At 54.5% G+C, this 19,394-nt stretch carries 18 protein-coding genes, 1 tRNA gene, 1 rRNA gene and 1 riboswitch; of the genes, 10 read left to right on the top strand and 10 right to left on the bottom strand.

Annotated features, from left to right (window positions below):
- Nucleotides 1-55 precede the first annotated feature (55 nt).
- Together G434_RS08250 and G434_RS08255 are read right to left on the bottom strand one after the other, a co-directional pair.
- A tRNA-Glu gene (locus tag G434_RS08250) sits at nt 56-131 on the bottom strand.
- An 85-nt stretch (nt 132-216) separates the two neighbouring features.
- A 16S ribosomal RNA gene (locus G434_RS08255) occupies nt 217-1,758 on the bottom strand.
- A gap of 616 nt (nt 1,759-2,374) precedes the next feature.
- Here G434_RS08255 and purH point away from each other — a divergent pair.
- The gene (purH, locus tag G434_RS08260; protein ID WP_001187551.1) at nt 2,375-3,964 is read left to right on the top strand and encodes a bifunctional phosphoribosylaminoimidazolecarboxamide formyltransferase/IMP cyclohydrolase; all 1,590 of its coding nucleotides are present in this window, start codon (nt 2,375-2,377) and stop codon (nt 3,962-3,964) included.
- An 11-nt stretch (nt 3,965-3,975) separates the two neighbouring features.
- Complete coding sequence (gene purD / locus G434_RS08265; RefSeq protein ID WP_000866856.1) at nt 3,976-5,265, top strand: phosphoribosylamine--glycine ligase; 1,290 nt, start codon at nt 3,976-3,978, stop codon at nt 5,263-5,265.
- Here the strand turns inward: purD and zraR are convergent.
- Nucleotides 5,262-6,587, bottom strand: a complete 1,326-nt coding sequence (gene zraR / locus G434_RS08270) for a sigma-54-dependent response regulator transcription factor ZraR (RefSeq protein WP_000148522.1) — start codon at nt 6,585-6,587, stop codon at nt 5,262-5,264. The genes purD and zraR overlap by 4 nt on opposite strands.
- Nucleotides 6,584-7,960, bottom strand: a complete 1,377-nt coding sequence (zraS, locus tag G434_RS08275) for a two-component system sensor histidine kinase ZraS (protein ID WP_001211912.1) — start codon at nt 7,958-7,960, stop codon at nt 6,584-6,586. The genes zraR and zraS overlap by 4 nt, the downstream gene beginning before the upstream one ends.
- Nucleotides 7,961-8,197: 237 nt before the next feature.
- Between zraS and zraP the strand changes: the two genes are divergently transcribed.
- Nucleotides 8,198-8,617 (top strand): zinc resistance sensor/chaperone ZraP, encoded by a 420-nt coding sequence (gene zraP / locus G434_RS08280; RefSeq protein WP_001309900.1) that lies wholly within the window; start codon nt 8,198-8,200, stop codon nt 8,615-8,617.
- 1 nt (nt 8,618) lies between these two features.
- Here zraP and G434_RS08285 read toward each other — a convergent pair whose 3' ends face one another.
- The 6 genes from G434_RS08285 to nudC all read right to left on the bottom strand — a co-directional run bounded on the left by G434_RS08285 (nt 8,619) and on the right by nudC (nt 12,977).
- Complete coding sequence (locus G434_RS08285; RefSeq protein ID WP_001300651.1) at nt 8,619-9,314, bottom strand: DUF1481 domain-containing protein; 696 nt, start codon at nt 9,312-9,314, stop codon at nt 8,619-8,621.
- A gap of 12 nt (nt 9,315-9,326) precedes the next feature.
- Complete coding sequence (gene hupA / locus G434_RS08290; RefSeq protein ID WP_001044513.1) at nt 9,327-9,599, bottom strand: nucleoid-associated protein HU-alpha; 273 nt, start codon at nt 9,597-9,599, stop codon at nt 9,327-9,329.
- Nucleotides 9,600-9,785: 186 nt separating this feature from the next.
- Nucleotides 9,786-10,376, bottom strand: coding sequence for a YjaG family protein (locus tag G434_RS08295; RefSeq protein WP_000941119.1), 591 nt, complete (start codon nt 10,374-10,376; stop codon nt 9,786-9,788).
- Nucleotides 10,377-10,418: 42 nt separating this feature from the next.
- On the bottom strand, nt 10,419-11,090 hold the full coding sequence (gene nfi, locus G434_RS08300) for a deoxyribonuclease V (RefSeq protein ID WP_000362388.1): 672 nt from the start codon (nt 11,088-11,090) through the stop codon (nt 10,419-10,421).
- Nucleotides 11,091-11,099: 9 nt separating this feature from the next.
- Nucleotides 11,100-12,164, bottom strand: a complete 1,065-nt coding sequence (gene hemE, locus G434_RS08305; protein ID WP_000137657.1) for a uroporphyrinogen decarboxylase — start codon at nt 12,162-12,164, stop codon at nt 11,100-11,102.
- Between the two features lie 39 nt (nt 12,165-12,203).
- Nucleotides 12,204-12,977, bottom strand: coding sequence for an NAD(+) diphosphatase (nudC, locus tag G434_RS08310; RefSeq protein WP_000373929.1), 774 nt, complete (start codon nt 12,975-12,977; stop codon nt 12,204-12,206).
- 94 nt (nt 12,978-13,071) lie between these two features.
- Between nudC and rsd the strand changes: the two genes are divergently transcribed.
- From rsd to thiH, 7 genes are all read left to right on the top strand, one after another.
- Nucleotides 13,072-13,548 (top strand): sigma D regulator, encoded by a 477-nt coding sequence (rsd, locus tag G434_RS08315; protein WP_000934302.1) that lies wholly within the window; start codon nt 13,072-13,074, stop codon nt 13,546-13,548.
- A 51-nt stretch (nt 13,549-13,599) separates the two neighbouring features.
- A riboswitch (TPP riboswitch) is annotated at nt 13,600-13,700 on the top strand.
- An 80-nt stretch (nt 13,701-13,780) separates the two neighbouring features.
- Nucleotides 13,781-15,676 carry a phosphomethylpyrimidine synthase ThiC gene (gene thiC, locus G434_RS08320; protein ID WP_001276897.1) on the top strand — a complete coding sequence of 632 codons (1,896 nt, stop codon included), beginning with the start codon at nt 13,781-13,783 and terminating at the stop codon, nt 15,674-15,676.
- Nucleotides 15,676-16,311 (top strand): thiamine phosphate synthase, encoded by a 636-nt coding sequence (gene thiE, locus G434_RS08325; RefSeq protein ID WP_000284582.1) that lies wholly within the window; start codon nt 15,676-15,678, stop codon nt 16,309-16,311. Before thiC ends, thiE begins: the two co-directional genes overlap by 1 nt.
- A complete protein-coding gene (gene thiF / locus G434_RS08330) occupies nt 16,304-17,059 on the top strand; it encodes a thiazole biosynthesis adenylyltransferase ThiF (RefSeq protein ID WP_000999730.1) in 756 nt (251 codons plus the stop codon). Before thiE ends, thiF begins: the two co-directional genes overlap by 8 nt.
- The gene (gene thiS, locus G434_RS08335; protein ID WP_001166230.1) at nt 17,043-17,243 is read left to right on the top strand and encodes a sulfur carrier protein ThiS; all 201 of its coding nucleotides are present in this window, start codon (nt 17,043-17,045) and stop codon (nt 17,241-17,243) included. Before thiF ends, thiS begins: the two co-directional genes overlap by 17 nt.
- A gap of 1 nt (nt 17,244) precedes the next feature.
- Entirely contained in the window at nt 17,245-18,015 is a 771-nt protein-coding gene (gene thiG, locus G434_RS08340) for a thiazole synthase (protein ID WP_000944114.1), read from the top strand.
- Entirely contained in the window at nt 18,012-19,145 is a 1,134-nt protein-coding gene (gene thiH / locus G434_RS08345) for a 2-iminoacetate synthase ThiH (protein WP_000847474.1), read from the top strand. Before thiG ends, thiH begins: the two co-directional genes overlap by 4 nt.
- The last annotated feature ends 249 nt before the right edge of the window (nt 19,146-19,394 follow it).

The raw sequence follows: 19,394 nt of genomic DNA, 5'->3' as shown, positions 1-19,394 counted from the left end.
CGAAGATGAGTTTTGAGATATTAAGGCAGGTGACTTTCACTCACAAACCAGCAAGTGGCGTCCCCTAGGGGATTCGAACCCCTGTTACCGCCGTGAAAGGGCGGTGTCCTGGGCCTCTAGACGAAGGGGACGTATCAGTCTGCTTCGCAAGACGCCTTGCTTTTCACTTTCTATCAGACAATCTGTGTGAGCACTGCAAAGCACAGTTCTTTAAGGTAAGGAGGTGATCCAACCGCAGGTTCCCCTACGGTTACCTTGTTACGACTTCACCCCAGTCATGAATCACAAAGTGGTAAGCGCCCTCCCGAAGGTTAAGCTACCTACTTCTTTTGCAACCCACTCCCATGGTGTGACGGGCGGTGTGTACAAGGCCCGGGAACGTATTCACCGTGGCATTCTGATCCACGATTACTAGCGATTCCGACTTCATGGAGTCGAGTTGCAGACTCCAATCCGGACTACGACGCACTTTATGAGGTCCGCTTGCTCTCGCGAGTTCGCTTCTCTTTGTATGCGCCATTGTAGCACGTGTGTAGCCCTGGTCGTAAGGGCCATGATGACTTGACGTCATCCCCACCTTCCTCCAGTTTATCACTGGCAGTCTCCTTTGAGTTCCCGGCCGGACCGCTGGCAACAAAGGATAAGGGTTGCGCTCGTTGCGGGACTTAACCCAACATTTCACAACACGAGCTGACGACAGCCATGCAGCACCTGTCTCACGGTTCCCGAAGGCACATTCTCATCTCTGAAAACTTCCGTGGATGTCAAGACCAGGTAAGGTTCTTCGCGTTGCATCGAATTAAACCACATGCTCCACCGCTTGTGCGGGCCCCCGTCAATTCATTTGAGTTTTAACCTTGCGGCCGTACTCCCCAGGCGGTCGACTTAACGCGTTAGCTCCGGAAGCCACGCCTCAAGGGCACAACCTCCAAGTCGACATCGTTTACGGCGTGGACTACCAGGGTATCTAATCCTGTTTGCTCCCCACGCTTTCGCACCTGAGCGTCAGTCTTCGTCCAGGGGGCCGCCTTCGCCACCGGTATTCCTCCAGATCTCTACGCATTTCACCGCTACACCTGGAATTCTACCCCCCTCTACGAGACTCAAGCTTGCCAGTATCAGATGCAGTTCCCAGGTTGAGCCCGGGGATTTCACATCTGACTTAACAAACCGCCTGCGTGCGCTTTACGCCCAGTAATTCCGATTAACGCTTGCACCCTCCGTATTACCGCGGCTGCTGGCACGGAGTTAGCCGGTGCTTCTTCTGCGGGTAACGTCAATGAGCAAAGGTATTAACTTTACTCCCTTCCTCCCCGCTGAAAGTACTTTACAACCCGAAGGCCTTCTTCATACACGCGGCATGGCTGCATCAGGCTTGCGCCCATTGTGCAATATTCCCCACTGCTGCCTCCCGTAGGAGTCTGGACCGTGTCTCAGTTCCAGTGTGGCTGGTCATCCTCTCAGACCAGCTAGGGATCGTCGCCTAGGTGAGCCGTTACCCCACCTACTAGCTAATCCCATCTGGGCACATCCGATGGCAAGAGGCCCGAAGGTCCCCCTCTTTGGTCTTGCGACGTTATGCGGTATTAGCTACCGTTTCCAGTAGTTATCCCCCTCCATCAGGCAGTTTCCCAGACATTACTCACCCGTCCGCCACTCGTCAGCAAAGCAGCAAGCTTATTTCTGTTACCGTTCGACTTGCATGTGTTAGGCCTGCCGCCAGCGTTCAATCTGAGCCATGATCAAACTCTTCAATTTAAAAGTTTGATGCTCAAAGAATTAAACTTCGTAATGAATTACGTGTTCACTCTTGAGACTTGGTATTCATTTTTCGTCTTGCGACGTTAAGAATCCGTATCTTCGAGTGCCCACACAGATTGTCTGATAAATTGTTAAAGAGCAGTTGCGACGCGGCTTTCAGCTCACTGTCGCGAGGTGGCGTATATTACGCTTTCCTCTTTCAGAGTCAACCCTGAATTTCAGGATTTTTCTCTTCAACCGAACCGGCTGTTTGTGTGAAGTGATTCACATCCGCCGTGTCGATGGAGGCGCATTATAGGGAGTTCTCCGCAGGCCGCAATAGAAAAATTGCAGAAAAATGACTGACTGCTGCATTCCCCAGCAAAACCCCGCTTTATACCTTTTTACGCACAGAGTTATCCACAATCATCAATGTAATTTCTGTATTTTTCCCACGGTAAACACTGTCAAAATTGTGATCACCATTGAAAGAGAAAAATTCGCGAGCGTTGCGCAAACGTTTTCGTTACAATGCGGGCGAAAAATAAGGATGCCCCGTTAGGGGCGTTAGCTGAGTTTTTCGCGAAAAATTCAGCTAACGCTCTCTGTAATAGTCAAATCCAGGGGATTTACCATGCAACAACGTCGTCCAGTCCGCCGCGCTCTGCTCAGTGTTTCTGACAAAGCCGGTATCGTCGAATTCGCCCAGGCACTTTCCGCACGCGGTGTGGAGCTGCTGTCTACAGGGGGCACTGCCCGTCTGTTAGCAGAAAAAGGTCTGCCGGTAACCGAAGTTTCCGATTACACCGGTTTCCCGGAGATGATGGATGGACGCGTGAAGACCCTGCATCCGAAAGTACATGGTGGCATTCTGGGCCGTCGCGGCCAGGACGATGCCATTATGGAAGAACATCAGATCCAGCCTATCGATATGGTGGTTGTTAACCTGTATCCGTTCGCCCAGACCGTTGCCCGTGAAGGCTGCTCGCTGGAAGATGCGGTTGAGAACATCGATATCGGCGGCCCAACGATGGTGCGCTCCGCCGCCAAGAACCATAAAGATGTCGCCATCGTGGTGAAGAGCAGCGACTACGACGCCATTATTAAAGAGATGGATGCCAACGAAGGATCGCTGACGCTTGCAACCCGTTTCGACCTCGCCATCAAAGCCTTCGAACACACTGCCGCCTACGACAGCATGATTGCCAACTACTTCGGCAGCATGGTTCCGGCTTACCACGGTGAAAGCAAAGAAGCCGCCGGTCGCTTCCCGCGCACGCTGAACCTGAACTTCATTAAGAAGCAGGATATGCGTTACGGCGAGAACAGCCACCAGCAAGCTGCCTTCTATATAGAAGAGAATGTGAAAGAAGCCTCCGTTGCTACCGCAACCCAGGTTCAGGGTAAAGCCCTCTCTTATAACAACATCGCCGATACCGATGCGGCGCTGGAGTGCGTGAAAGAGTTCGCCGAGCCGGCATGTGTGATTGTGAAGCACGCCAACCCTTGCGGCGTGGCTATCGGCAATTCCATTCTTGATGCTTACGATCGCGCGTACAAAACCGACCCGACCTCCGCATTCGGCGGCATTATCGCCTTTAACCGCGAGCTGGATGCGGAAACCGCGCAGGCCATCATTTCTCGTCAGTTTGTTGAAGTGATTATTGCGCCGTCCGCCAGCGAAGAAGCCCTGAAAATCACCGCCGCCAAACAGAACGTACGCGTTCTGACCTGCGGTCAGTGGGGCGAGCGTGTTCCGGGTCTTGATTTCAAACGCGTGAACGGCGGTCTGCTGGTTCAGGATCGTGACCTGGGGATGGTCGGTGCGGAAGAACTGCGCGTCGTCACCAAACGTCAGCCGACTGAACAAGAGCTGCGTGATGCGCTGTTCTGCTGGAAGGTGGCGAAGTTCGTGAAATCCAACGCCATCGTCTATGCCAAAAACAATATGACCATCGGCATTGGCGCGGGCCAGATGAGCCGCGTGTACTCCGCAAAAATCGCCGGTATTAAAGCGGCCGATGAAGGTCTGGAAGTCAAAGGTTCCTCGATGGCTTCTGACGCGTTCTTCCCGTTCCGCGACGGTATTGATGCCGCCGCCGCTGCGGGCGTGACCTGCGTAATCCAGCCTGGCGGTTCTATCCGTGATGACGAAGTGATTGCCGCCGCCGATGAACACGGTATTGCAATGCTCTTCACCGACATGCGCCACTTCCGCCATTAATGGAGCAATAGATGAAAGTATTAGTGATTGGTAACGGCGGGCGCGAGCACGCGCTGGCCTGGAAAGCGGCCCAGTCGCCGCTGGTTGAAACTGTTTTTGTTGCTCCGGGTAATGCAGGCACTGCGCTGGAACCCACACTGCAAAACGTCGCTATCGGCGTAACCGATATCCCGGCGCTGCTGGATTTCGCGCAAAACGAAAAGATCGATCTAACCATCGTCGGCCCGGAAGCGCCGCTGGTGAAAGGCGTGGTGGATACCTTCCGTGCCGCCGGGCTGAAAATCTTCGGCCCAACCGCAGGTGCCGCGCAGCTGGAAGGCTCGAAAGCGTTTACCAAGGATTTCCTGGCCCGCCATCAGATCCCTACGGCGGAATACCAGAACTTCACCGAGGTAGAACCTGCGCTGGCGTATCTGCGTGAGAAAGGCGCGCCAATCGTCATTAAAGCTGACGGTCTGGCTGCCGGGAAAGGCGTTATCGTGGCGATGACGCAGGAAGAAGCGGAAGCGGCTGTTCACGATATGCTGGCAGGCAACGCTTTTGGCGACGCGGGGCATCGCATCGTTATCGAAGAGTTCCTCGACGGCGAAGAAGCGAGCTTTATCGTGATGGTGGACGGTGAGCATGTGCTGCCGATGGCCACCAGCCAGGATCACAAACGCGTAGGCGATAAAGATACCGGGCCAAACACCGGCGGGATGGGCGCTTACTCCCCTGCGCCAGTAGTGACCGATGAGGTTCATCAGCGCACGATGGAACGAATCATCTGGCCAACCGTGAAAGGCATGGCGGCAGAAGGCAACACCTACACCGGTTTTCTCTACGCGGGCCTGATGATCGACAAACAGGGCAATCCGAAGGTTATCGAATTTAACTGCCGCTTTGGCGATCCAGAAACCCAGCCGATTATGCTGCGCATGAAGTCCGATCTGGTTGAGCTTTGCCTGGCGGCCTGTGAAGGCAAGCTGGACGAGAAAACGTCCGAGTGGGATGAACGTGCTTCTCTCGGCGTGGTAATGGCTGCGGGCGGGTATCCGGGTGATTATCGCACCGGTGATGTGATCCACGGCCTGCCGCTGGAAGAAGTGGCAGGCGGCAAAGTGTTCCACGCGGGCACAAAACTGACGGATGACGAGCAGGTGGTAACCAGCGGCGGGCGCGTACTGTGCGTCACCGCGCTGGGTCATACCGTGGCAGAAGCGCAGAAACGCGCTTATGCCTTAATGACCGATATCCATTGGGACGACTGCTTCTGCCGGAAAGATATCGGCTGGCGCGCTATCGAACGCGAGCAGAACTAACGCGACAGTTTTGCCAACAGCGTTTTGCGCGTGATCCCTAACTGACGGGCGGCTTCGGTTTTGTTGCCGCCCGTTTTCTCCAGTGCCGCAAGAATCACCTCTTTTTCGACTTCCACCAGCGGCTGAATATCCTGACTTTGTACCAGCGGGATCGGCGTACTCGCAATCGCCAGCGGCAGCTCGCGTTCGGAAATATATTCCCCGGTCAGCAGCACCACCGCCCGTTCCACCGCGTTTTCCAGTTCACGAATATTTCCCGGCCAGTCGTAGTGAATCAGCAGATCCATCGCCTGGGGCGTAAAACCTTTTACCGCCTTGCGATTACGCTCGGCAAAGCGCTGAAGAAAATGGTCAGCCAGCAGAGGAATATCTTCCCGCCGCTGACGCAGCGACGGTACTTCAATCGCCACCACGTTCAGGCGATAGTAGAGATCCTGGCGAAAACGCCCGGCATTCACCTCTGCGGCAAGATCGCGATGGGTCGCGGCAATCAGCCGGACATCAACCGAGATGGTCTGGTTGCTGCCGACACGCTGAACTTCGCGCTCCTGAATCGCACGCAGCAGACGAACCTGCATCATCGGCGAGATATCGCCAATTTCATCGAGAAACAGCGTGCCGCCGTCCGCCTCAACAAAGCGCCCTTCCCGCCGTTTGTCGGCTCCGGTAAACGCCCCTTTTTCGTGACCGAACAATTCAGATTCCAGCAAGGATTCGTTGAGTGCCGCACAGTTGAGCGTTACCAGTGGTTTTTCACTCCGTGCGCTACTGGCGTGAATCGCCCTGGCGACCAGCTCTTTACCGGTGCCGGAATCGCCGTGGATCAGCACCGTGGCTTCCGATGGCGCGACGAGGGCGATTTCACTGAGCAGGTGTTGCATCGCCGGGCTTTTACCGACCATACCGAACTGGCTGGCAGACACCGCAGGCGTTTCAGCGTCAACACTGTGCGTATGTGCGAGCGCCTTTTCCAGCGTCGCCTGCAGGTTATCGAAATCCAGCGGCTTGATGAGATAATCCAGCGCCCCGGTTTTCAACGCCTCTACCGCCGTCTCGACGCTGGAGTACGCGGTCATAATCAGTACCGGAATTGCCGGATTTAACGCTTTGATCTCTTTGAGCGTGGCGATGCCGTCCATCTCTGCCATTCGCACATCGCAAAGCACAAGATCAAAAACCTGTTCCCGCACCTGCTCCAGCGCCTGTCGCCCGCTGTTCGCCAACGCGACGTTATAGCCCCAGCCGCGCAGCAAAGCCTGCAAAATAGTGCAGTGGCTAATGTCATCATCCACCACCAGAATATCGATATTATCGTGCGTCATCCTTGTGGGTCCTTACGCGTAATAGTGACCGGAAGCCAGAGGGTGAACGTTGCGCCTTTTCCCTCCTGGCTTGCGACCTGAATTGTACCACCGTGTTGTTCAACAATATTATGCACGACCGCCAGCCCCAGTCCGGTGCCTTCGGCTTTAGTGGTGAAGTACGGAGTGAAGATGGCATCAAGCTGATCTGCCGCAATTCCCTTACCGCTGTCGGTAACGCTGATTTTCACGCCCGCGCCGCTTTCGCTGGCCGTCACGCTAATCACGCCATGCTGACCAATCGCCTGAATAGCATTGAGATAGAGATTCAACAGGACCTGAGTCAGCCTGTCCGGGTCGGCCTGAATTTCCGGCAACGCGTCGTTGGCGGTAAAGCGTAACTGGATCTCCCGGCTGTTTGCATCCTGGCTTACCAGCTGTAATGAGTGGTTAATCAGCGTGTTGAGATCCACCGCCTGCAAAGCCAGATGCGTTGGCTTGACCAGTTCCAGCAACTCGCTTACCACGCGGTTTAAACGGTCGGCTTCTTTCGCCATCACCTGCGCCAGTTGATGCGCTTCTCCCCCTGCTGGCGCACGTTCGGCAAAGTATTTCGCCAGCCCTTTAATCGAGGAAAGTGGGTTACGGATTTCGTGGGCGACGCCTGCCGCCAGATGCCCCAGCGCCACCAGCTTCTCTTTGCGCTTCATCTCATCCTGTAGAAGCTGGCGCGAGCGCAGATAGCGGCGATACCAGAAGAATGACAACACGCTTGCCAGCAAGACCGTCGCCAGGGCGAAGAGGATAATCAGGGTGTTTCTCTGCTCACGATCCTCAGCACTCACAATGTTACTGGCGTCGAAAGCGATAAAAATTGCTTGTGGTGTCGCGGCATACTGCTGCATATGGCGCATCCGGTGCATTCCAGCAGCAAACATCGGTTGAAACTGGCGATAAATTTCCAGAACAGGCTCGCCGTCTGCGCTATCGATCCGCCGCCACGCTTCTTCATCTCCCGGATGTAACTGCTGCATTTCCTGCGGGGAATAAAGCTGTTTTCCCACCATGCCGGAGTTGCTATGCATCACGATTGTTCCTTGTTCATCCGTGACCGCAAACCAACGTACACCAGGTTGCCCGGCCATTTCTTCCAGTAATGCCTGCTGCTGCGCATGATGCATGCGCATCCCCATGCCGACGCGCGAGCCGGATTCGAGAGCACGGATAAGTACACTGCCTTTTTCCAGCAGCGTTTGTCTGGCGGCGGCAGTCTCGCGCCCATAATCGCGAATCACTGTCACCGCAAACAGCCCCACCAGCCCAACAATGACCACGGGGAGGATCGCGCTTAACCATTTAGCTAAGGAGTCTTTAGAACGTTGCATAAAACGCATCTTCTTCTTTGCCTGCTCATCCCTTTCTGACAGCAGAAATCATGCCATCTTTTATCAGCGCTTACCCTGCGCTGTAACACAAAGGCTTAAGTTTCAATGAGTAAAAATGACTCGCTACCCGCAGCAGGCGAGTCATTTTTACTCGCCTATTACGTCAGATTGCCCGTCATATCAGCGTTTCGTCGTTGGCACGGAAGATGCAATACCCGAAGTAAGACAACCACTGGAGGATTAACCATGAAACGGAACACGAAAATTGCCCTGGTAATGATGGCGCTTTCAGCAATGGCGATGGGATCGACATCTGCATTTGCTCACGGCGGACACGGTATGTGGCAGCAAAATGCCGCGCCTTTGACCAGCGAACAACAGACAGCGTGGCAGAAAATCCATAATGACTTTTACGCTCAAAGCAGCGCACTGCAACAGCAACTGGTGACGAAGCGTTATGAATACAATGTCCTGTTAGCCGCGAACCCACCGGATAGCAGCAAAATTAACGCGGTCGCCAAAGAGATGGAGAATTTGCGTCAGTCGTTAGATGAGTTACGGGTGAAACGAGATATTGCGATGGCTGAAACGGGTATTCCGCGCGGTACCGGAATGGGTTACGGCGGCTGCGGTGGTGGCGGTCATATGGGTATGGGCCACTGGTAAATCAGAACGTTTTCTCGTTGGGTTGCCAGCGACAGAAATCAGAGTTTGCCACTAACAGTAATTGCGAACCTTCGGGCGCTTCCAGCCATGCCACGCTGACATCAACAGAAGAGCGGCTCTGGCGGCGCTCGATATGCGCTATCGCCTGCGAATCTAAATCAGGTTTAATGGTTTGCCCTTCGCAGGTGGTCACAGTCTGCTCCATCGCATGCCAGCGCCCCTGGCGCAGCACGACTCTCCCCTGACGTAAGGCATCGCTAATCTGGCGGATCTGATCAGCACGATAACGGTATAAATCGATTTGGTCGTTAGAAAGCTGCTGCTTTTCCCCATCGGATTCACGTTGCATAAAGCTCAGATCGCCGCGATCGTCAAAACGCGCGCGAATGTTCACCGGCGGTTTGCTGTAAACATTGATATTGATGAGCGTAAGGTTATCGCCCTGCCAGCGATACTCTCGCGTCGTGGTATCGCCACTGCGCCACGGGCTAAACACGGCAAGCAGATGCACATTATCGCCGCTGTCTTTTCGCCAGATACGTACCGCGCCCTGGTCTTCAGCAAATCCACTGGCGGTAAAGGGAGGAAGTGAAGAGTTGTGGCTACAGGCAGTGAGAAACAGAGCGCCAGCCAGCATCAATGATCGACGCCAGAAAGACAAAAGGGGTGAAACCACCCCTTCGTTAAAACTGTTCACTGCCACGCAATCTTACTTAACTGCGTCTTTCAGTGCCTTGCCAGAAACAAATGCCGGTACGTTAGCTGCGGCAATTTTGATTTCTTTACCGGTCTGCGGGTTGCGGCCAGTACGCTCAGCGCGGTGGTTCACTTTGAAGGTACCGAAACCAACCAGTTGTACAGCATCGCCTTCTTTCAGAGACTCAGTAATTGCGGCCAGAGTGGACTCCAGAGCAGCTTTAGCCTGGGTTTTGGACAGTTCTGCTTTCTCTGCAATTACATCAATCAGTTGAGTCTTGTTCATAAGTTATCCTTACAATGTGTTTATCGCTTGCTAAGCATCGAGTGCGACGGAAATGCCAGAATAGCACTCTCCTGCATACACGCACCGATAGCCACTTTTTTTCGCCCCCCAAATGTAGACCAGACGGGGGGCGAAAGGGAAGACTCCAGGTACGACAAATCAGGCGTTAAATCACGTTTTCTGGTCTTATTGCTGAAAAATTATACCAATATTGCTCTCACCCGCCTCACGCAGGTCTGCCCTAAGGCCTTTTATCAGCTCGATATCGCGTTCTTCGCACTCAGCTAAAAGTCGGAATATTTCCCACTGAATGTCCCATTCTTGCTCTACAGCTGGGTTTTCTTTGAGCTCTTCATCGCTCATTTCGCGACCAGCCTGAGTCATTTCCAGCATCGCAACGGTCGTGATGGAGGTCTTACTCACTTCCACCGCGTGTTCGAGCGTTTCACCACTCAAACGCGAATGGACCAGTTCACTTAACGCCACGCATGCATCGATTGCCGGATAAACGCCGTACAGATCGAAATCGTCGGCTGAAGGAATCGCTTCTTCAAATTTCTCCAGTTGGCTGTCGAAATTTACTTTTGCGTCTTTGACGGTCAGCGTTTCCCAGATGAGATCGAGAATGCGGCGGTAAATCTGCCCATCACCAAAACCAGTTTGCTGACAGAATACGGCGTAATTGGGGTACATGCGTTCGCATAAGCAGGCCATAAAAGTGACGTGCTGCCAGCTTTCCAGGCGCTCCAGACGCAGATGAATTGGGTTTTGTAACATGTTGAGTTCTCAAATACGGAAATTATCCGCAGTTTACCTGAATTAGGGCTGATTTGCTGTATAGCGCACGAACGCCGGACGTTCCGAGGCCACCGCGTCCGCCCAGCGCGTTGGCTCCGGCAGACGATAGCCTTTCATGCAGCGTTGTACCCACGCCAGCGCGCTGTCCACGCTGACCCGATGACCGGTAGCGATAAACAACGGGTTACAGCGCGCTTTGCTGCGCCAGACCCATGCCAGCTGCTCGCCTTTATCCATCAGTGGGGCCAGCGCGCCCGGTTCGCTGGAGAGCGGTTCGAATTTACCGCAGAGCCGTTTTTTCGCTACGCCAATGGTCGGCACATCCACCAGCAAACCAAAATGGCTGGCGACGCCAAGACGGCGAGGATGCGAGATCCCGTGACCATCGACAAACACTAAATCCGGCTTTTGCGACAGCATCTCCCACGCTGCCAGCAGCGCAGGATATTCGCGGAACGAGAGAAAACCTGGAATGTAAGGCATGGTGGTGGCGATGCGGGCCACTTTATACTCCACCAGCTCAAGCGAGGGGTATTTCAGCAGCACCATCGCCGCTCGCGTCACTTCTCCGCCCTGCTCAAATCCGACATCGGCTCCGGCGATCAGATCCGGCGGATCTTTATCGAGTCGATCCTCGCGGATCACAGAAGAAGCCAGTTCAATTTGTTGAGCGCGTAATGACGCGAGATCCATAATCGCTCCTTAGCGGTGATATTGTTCAGACAAGCGATGCACTGCCTCCACAAATACGCCAGCATGTTCTGGCGGCACATCCTGATGAATGCCGTGACCAAGGTTAAAGACATGACCTTCGCCGTGACCGAAACCTGCAAGTATAGTCGCTACTTCTTCTTCAATGCGGGCTGGCGGCGCGTACAGCATCGACGGATCCATATTACCCTGCAACGCGACTTTATTGCCCACGCGGCGGCGTGCATCGGCGATATCCGTTGTCCAGTCGAGGCCCAGCGCATCGCAACCGGTTTCTGCCATGGCTTCCAGCCACTGTCCGCCGCCTTTGGTAAACAGCGTGACCGGTACGCGGCGACCGTCGTTTTCACGCAGTAAACCATCAACAATTTTATGCATGTAATAAAGCGAGAACTGTTGATAATCGCGCCCGGTAAGCACGCCGCCCCAGGTGTCGAAAATCATCACTGCCTGAGCACCGGCTTTAATCTGCGCATTCAGATACAAAGTGACGCTTTTCGCCAGTTTATCGAGTAGCGCGTGCAGCGCCTGTGGATCGGCATACATCATTTTTTTGATCACGGTGAACGCTTTGCTGCTGCCGCCTTCCACCATATAGGTCGCCAGCGTCCACGGGCTGCCGGAAAAACCAATCAGCGGCACTTCGCCTTTCAGTTCGCGACGAATGGTACGCACCGCGTTCATCACGTAACCCAGCTCATCTTCCGGGTCCGGAATTGGCAGTTTATCGACGTCGGCTTTGCAGGTGACTGGCGAGGTAAAACGCGGACCTTCTCCGGCTTCAAAATAGAGCCCTAACCCCATCGCGTCCGGCACGGTGAGGATATCGGAAAAGAGGATCGCCGCATCCAGCGGATAGCGACGCAGCGGTTGCAAAGTCACTTCGCACGCCAGCTCGGCGTTTTTGCACAGCGACATAAAATCGCCCGCCTGGGCGCGCGTGGCTTTATATTCCGGTAGATAGCGACCCGCCTGGCGCATCATCCATACTGGAGTGACATCAACGGGCTGGCGCAGCAGCGCCCGCAGATAACGATCGTTTTTAAGTTCGGTCATTTTGGCTGTTCCTTAGTGCGTCAGGCGGTCAGTGTATCATCACTCATACTCTGCCCGACACATCGCCACCGTATCTTCTATCAGACGGCGCGCTACGGTGCCGGGCGGCGGGAGTAACGGCAAATCGTCATAGCGATACCAGTTCGCCTCGAGCAATTCTTTCGGGTCGATCACGATGTCGCCGCTGTCATATTCCGCCATAAACGCGGTCATTAAAGACTGAGGAAACGGCCACGGCTGGGAAGTCACATAACGCAAGTTTTTAACTTTAATTCCGCTCTCTTCCATCACTTCCCGCGCGACCGCCTGCTCGAGGGTTTCGCCCACTTCGACGAATCCGGCAAGTACCGTATGGACACCGTTACGATGGCGGGTATGCTGGGCGAGGAGGATCGAATCATCGCGACGGATGGCAACAATAATGCAGGGGGCGATTTGCGGATAGTAACGCTCACGGCAATGGCTGCACAGCATCGCCCATTCGGTTTTGCTTGGATACATTTCATGCCCGCAGTAACCACAGTATTTATGCGATCGGTAAAACTCCGCCAGTTGCACGCCACGTCCGGCCAGTTGAAACAGCCCAACATCGAGATCAATGACCTGACGTACCGACCCCATATCGTGACGCCGCTGCTGTTGTATTAACCAAACAGGTTCCCCCTGCCATTCGCCGATTTGTAGTGCGCGCTGACCCACAAGATCGAAATTTGCCGCTTCGCCATATGGCAATTCTCCCTTCGGCAACCATAATTTTTGTTCATGGCTGACGACCCACCAGCCGTGATCTAATTTTTCAATTATACGATCCATAGCTCTTGCACTACCTTTGCATCACTGGCATGTTTAACATGGTTTTTACATTTCTCACTGAGCAGTTTTTGAATACAAACTTGCGGAGTCAATCATGCTTAACCAGCTCGATAACCTGACGGAGCGCGTCAGAGGAAGTAACAAACTGGTTGATCGCTGGCTACATGTACGTAAGCATCTGCTCGTGGCTTACTACAATCTGGTTGGCATTAAGCCTGGCAAAGAATCGTACATGAGGCTAAACGAAAAAGCCCTTGATGATTTTTGTCAGAGCCTGGTCGATTACTTGTCTGCCGGACATTTCAGTATTTATGAGCGCATTCTTCATAAGCTGGAAGGCAACGGGCAACTCGCGCGCGCCGCGAAGATTTGGCCGCAACTCGAAGCCAATACCCAACAGATTATGGATTACTACGATTCCAGCCTGGAAACCGCCATCGATCATGATAATTACCTTGAGTTTCAACAGGTTTTATCTGACATCGGCGAGGCGCTGGAAGCGCGCTTTGTGCTGGAAGATAAGCTGATTCTGCTGGTGCTTGACGCCGCCCGCGTCAAACATCCTGCTTGAGTTCTGTGCTGTTAACGCGTAATTTACATTCAACGCCCCGTTTGTGGGGCTAATTTCTTGTCGGAGTGCCTTAACTGGCTGAGACCGTTTATTCGGGATCCGCGGAACCTGATCAGGCTAATACCTGCGAAGGGAACAAGAGTTAATCTGCTATCGCATCGCCTTTGCGGCGATCGTCTCTTGCTTCATCCGTCGTCTGACAAGCCACGTCCTTAACTTTTTGGAATGAGCTATGTCTGCAACAAAACTGACCCGCCGCGAACAACGCGCCCAGGCCCAACATTTTATCGACACCCTGGAAGGCACCGCCTTTCCCAACTCAAAACGCATTTATATCACTGGCACACAACCCGGCGTGCGCGTGCCGATGCGTGAGATCCAGCTTAGCCCGACGCTAATTGGCGGTAGCAAAGAACAGCCGCAGTTTGAAGAAAACGAAGCGATTCCGGTCTACGACACCTCCGGCCCGTATGGTGATCCGCAGATCGCCATTAACGTGCAGCAAGGACTGGCAAAACTACGCCAGCCGTGGATCGATGCGCGCGGCGATACCGAAGAACTTACCGTGCGCAGTTCCGATTACACTAAAGCGCGACTGGCAGATGATGGCCTCGACGAGCTACGTTTTAGCGGCTTATTAACGCCAAAACGCGCCAAAGCAGGACGCCGCGTCACCCAACTGCACTACGCCCGCCAGGGCATCATCACACCGGAAATGGAATTCATCGCCATCCGCGAGAATATGGGCCGCGAGCGCATACGTAGCGAAGTTTTACGCCACCAGCATCCGGGAATGAGCTTTGGCGCACGTCTGCCGGAAAATATCACTGCGGAATTTGTCCGTGATGAAGTTGCTGCCGGACGCGCGATTATCCCGGCCAACATTAATCATCCGGAATCGGAGCCGATGATTATTGGTCGCAATTTCCTGGTAAAAGTTAACGCCAATATCGGCAACTCGGCGGTCACCTCTTCCATCGAAGAAGAAGTGGAAAAGCTGGTATGGTCCACGCGCTGGGGAGCGGATACGGTGATGGATCTCTCCACCGGTCGCTATATTCACGAAACCCGCGAGTGGATTTTGCGTAACAGCCCAGTGCCGATTGGTACAGTGCCGATCTACCAGGCGCTGGAGAAGGTTAACGGGATCGCCGAAGATCTTACCTGGGAAGCGTTCCGCGACACGCTGCTGGAACAGGCCGAGCAAGGTGTGGATTACTTCACTATCCATGCGGGCGTACTGCTGCGCTATGTGCCGATGACCGCGAAACGCCTGACCGGTATCGTCTCTCGCGGCGGTTCGATTATGGCGAAATGGTGCCTCTCCCATCATCAGGAAAATTTCCTCTATCAACACTTCCGCGAAATTTGTGAAATCTGTGCCGCTTATGACGTTTCGCTGTCGCTGGGCGACGGTCTGCGCCCCGGTTCTGTTCAGGACGCCAACGATGAAGCGCAGTTTGCCGAGCTGCATACGCTGGGTGAACTGACCAAAATCGCCTGGGAATATGACGTACAGGTGATGATTGAAGGCCCAGGCCACGTGCCGATGCAGATGATCCGCCGCAATATGACCGAGGAGTTAGAGCACTGCCACGAAGCGCCGTTTTACACTCTGGGGCCGCTAACTACCGATATTGCGCCGGGCTATGACCACTTCACGTCGGGGATTGGTGCGGCGATGATTGGCTGGTTTGGCTGCGCGATGCTCTGTTACGTAACGCCAAAAGAGCATCTGGGTCTGCCTAATAAAGAAGATGTTAAGCAGGGGCTTATCACCTATAAGATTGCCGCCCACGCCGCTGACCTGGCGAAAGGGCATCCGGGCGCGCAAATTCGCGATAACGCCATGTCGAAAGCCCGCTTCGAATTTCGCTGGGAAGACCAGTTTAATCTGGCCCTCGACCCGTTTACCGCCCGCGCTTATCACGATGAAACCCTGCCGCAAGAATCCGGCAAAGTCGCCCATTTTTGCTCCATGTGTGGGCCGAAATTCTGCTCGATGAAAATCAGCCAGGAAGTGCGTGATTACGCCGCCGCGCAAACCATTGAAGTGGGAATGGCGGATATGTCGGAGAACTTCCGCGCCAGAGGCGGAGAAATCTACCTGCGTAAGGAGGAAGTGTGATGTATCAGCCTGATTTTCCTCCTGTACCCTTTCATTTAGGACTGTACCCGGTGGTGGACAGCGCACAGTGGATCGAACGTCTGTTGGATGCAGGCGTGCGTACTCTCCAGCTACGCATCAAAGATCGGCGCGATGAAGAGGTGGAAGCCGATGTCGTGGCGGCAATTACGCTGGGCCGCCGCTATAACGCGCGATTGTTTATCAACGATTACTGGCGGCTGGCGATCAAGCATCAGGCGTATGGCGTCCATCTGGGGCAGGAAGATTTGCAAGCCACCGATCTCAGCGCCATCCGCGCGGCAGGTCTGCGACTGGGCGTTTCGACCCATGACGATATGGAGATCGACGTCGCGCTGGCAGCACGCCCCTCTTATATCGCGCTGGGACATGTGTTCCCGACGCAAACCAAACAGATGCCTTCTGCACCGCAGGGGCTGGAACAGCTGGCACGGCATGTTGAGCGCCTGGCGGATTATCCCACCGTGGCGATTGGCGGTATCAGTCTGGCGCGCGCGCCTGCGGTAATGGCGACGGGTGTCGGCAGTATCGCCGTTGTCAGCGCCATTACTCAAGCCGCAGACTGGCGTTTGGCAACGGCACAGTTGCTGGAAATTGCAGGAGTTGGCGATGAATGACCGTGACTTTATGCGTTATAGCCGCCAAATCCTGCTCGACGATATCGCTCTTGACGGGCAGCAAAAACTGCTCGACAGCCAGGTGCTGATTATTGGTCTTGGCGGGCTGGGTACACCTGCTGCGCTATACCTGGCGGGCGCTGGCGTCGGGACGCTGGTACTGGCAGATGACGACGATGTGCATTTAAGCAATCTGCAACGACAAATCCTCTTTACCACTGAAGATATCGATCGCCCGAAATCGCAGGTCAGCCATCAGCGACTGACACAGTTGAATCCCGATATTCAACTGACAGCATTACAACAACGGTTAACGGGTGAGGCGTTAAAAGATGCGGTAGCACGGGCCGATGTGGTGCTCGACTGTACCGACAATATGGCGACTCGTCAGGAGATTAATACCGCCTGCGTGGCACTCAACACGCCGCTTATCACCGCCAGCGCGGTCGGATTTGGCGGTCAGTTGATGGTACTGACGCCGCCCTGGGAGCAGGGGTGTTACCGCTGCCTGTGGCCAGATACCCAGGATCCAGAACGCAACTGCCGCACGGCGGGCGTGGTTGGCCCGGTGGTCGGGGTTATGGGCACTTTGCAGGCACTGGAAGCCATTAAGTTGTTAAGCGGTATAGAGACGCCTGCGGGAGAACTCCGACTGTTCGACGGTAAGTCTAGCCAGTGGCGCAGCCTGGCGCTGCGCCGCGCTACAGGTTGCCCGGTATGCGGAGGAAGCAATGCAGATCCTGTTTAACGATCAACCGATGCAGTGCGCCGCCGGGCAAACGGTTCACGAACTACTGGAGCAACTCGACCAACGACAAGCGGGCGCGGCTCTGGCGATTAATCAGCAAATCGTCCCGCGTGAGCAGTGGGCGCAACATATCGTGCAGGATGGCGACCAGATCCTGCTTTTTCAGGTTATTGCAGGGGGTTGAGATGTTACGTATTGCGGACAAAACGTTTGATTCACATCTGTTTACCGGCACCGGGAAATTCGCCTCATCACAACTGATGGTGGAGTCTATTCGCGCTTCCGGCAGCCAACTGGTGACGCTGGCGATGAAACGTGTCGACTTGCGCCAGCACAACGACGCTATCCTCGAACCGCTTATCGCGGCGGGTGTGACCCTGCTACCGAATACATCCGGGGCGAAAACAGCGGAAGAAGCCATTTTCGCCGCCCATCTGGCACGTGAAGCATTAGGCACAAACTGGCTAAAATTAGAGATTCACCCTGACGCCCGCTGGCTGTTGCCCGATCCCATCGAAACCCTGAAAGCCGCCGAAACGCTGGTACAACAGGGATTTGTCGTGCTGCCTTACTGCGGGGCCGATCCGGTATTGTGTAAACGTCTGGAAGAAGTCGGCTGTGCAGCGGTGATGCCGCTCGGCGCGCCGATTGGCTCGAATCAGGGACTGGAAACCCGTGCCATGCTGGAGATTATTATCCAGCAAGCCACGGTTCCGGTGGTTGTCGACGCTGGCATCGGCGTTCCCAGCCATGCCGCGCAGGCGCTGGAAATGGGGGCCGACGCGGTGTTAGTGAATACGGCGATTGCCATCGCGGACGATCCCGTCAACATGGCGAAGGCATTTCGTCTGGCAGTAGAAGCAGGCCTGCTGGCACGTCAGTCCGGACCGGGCAGCCGCAGTCATTTTGCTCATGCCACCAGCCCGCTGACCGGATTTCTGGAGGCATCGGCATGAAAACCTTCAGCGATCGCTGGCGACAACTGGACTGGGACGACATCCGCCTGCGTATCAACAGCAAAACGGCTGCTGACGTAGAGCGGGCGCTAAATGCCTCGCAACTCACCCGCGACGATATGATGGCGCTGTTATCGCCAGCCGCCAGTGGCTATCTGGAACCACTGGCCCAACGGGCGCAGCGTCTGACCCGTCAACGATTTGGCAACACTGTTAGCTTCTACGTCCCGCTTTATCTTTCCAATCTTTGCGCTAACGACTGCACGTACTGCGGATTCTCTATGAGCAACCGCATCAAGCGCAAAACGCTGGATGAAGCGGATATTGCCAGGGAAAGCGCCGCTATACGGGAGATGGGCTTTGAACATCTGCTTTTAGTCACTGGTGAACATCAGGCGAAAGTGGGGATGGATTACTTTCGTCGTCATCTCCCTGCCCTGCGTGAACAGTTCTCTTCACTACAGATGGAAGTACAGCCGCTGGCGGAGACGGAATACGCCGAGTTAAAGCAACTTGGTCTGGATGGCGTGATGGTTTATCAGGAGACATATCACGAGGCGACTTATGCCCGCCACCATCTGAAAGGCAAAAAACAGGACTTCTTCTGGCGGCTGGAAACGCCGGATCGGCTGGGCCGTGCGGGGATTGATAAGATAGGCCTCGGCGCGCTAATTGGCCTTTCCGACAGCTGGCGCGTTGACTGCTATATGGTTGCAGAACATTTGCTATGGCTGCAACAGCATTACTGGCAAAGCCGCTACTCTGTCTCCTTCCCACGCCTGCGTCCATGTACTGGCGGCATTGAGCCTGCGTCGATTATGGATGAACGCCAGTTAGTGCAAACCATCTGCGCCTTCCGGCTGCTTGCACCGGAGATTGAACTGTCACTCTCCACGCGGGAATCACCGTGGTTTCGCGATCGCGTGATTCCGCTGGCAATTAATAACGTCAGCGCTTTCTCGAAAACGCAGCCAGGTGGCTATGCCGACAATCACCCCGAGCTGGAACAGTTCTCACCACACGACGATCGCAGACCGGAAGCGGTTGCTGCCGCGTTAACCGCTCAGGGTTTGCAGCCGGTATGGAAAGACTGGGACAGCTATCTGGGACGCGCCTCGCAAAGGCCATGAGACGGAATGTAAGAACGTAAATTTATTCCGAGCCGCTACGGAAGATGAAAAACGCAAGGTTGTTGAAAGCGTTGTGTTTTTTTATGGTAGTGCCGTCAGCAGGAATGTTGTCCAGGGCGAAAAGCTTCTTCCTCGTTTCGCCCTGCCTTTCTTAAAAATTCCGTAATGCAAAGTCTGAAGCCATCGCCTGTTGAGCAATGAAAGAGATCTGATTGTAAGAGAGTAAATACTCAACTATGATAGAGACGA

Origin of the sequence: Escherichia sp. KTE172 (assembly GCF_000408845.1) — a bacterium.
Classification (GTDB): domain Bacteria; phylum Pseudomonadota; class Gammaproteobacteria; order Enterobacterales; family Enterobacteriaceae; genus Escherichia; species Escherichia coli.
Note: the sequence above shows the minus strand (reverse complement) of the source record. Positions and strands in the feature narration are given on the sequence as shown.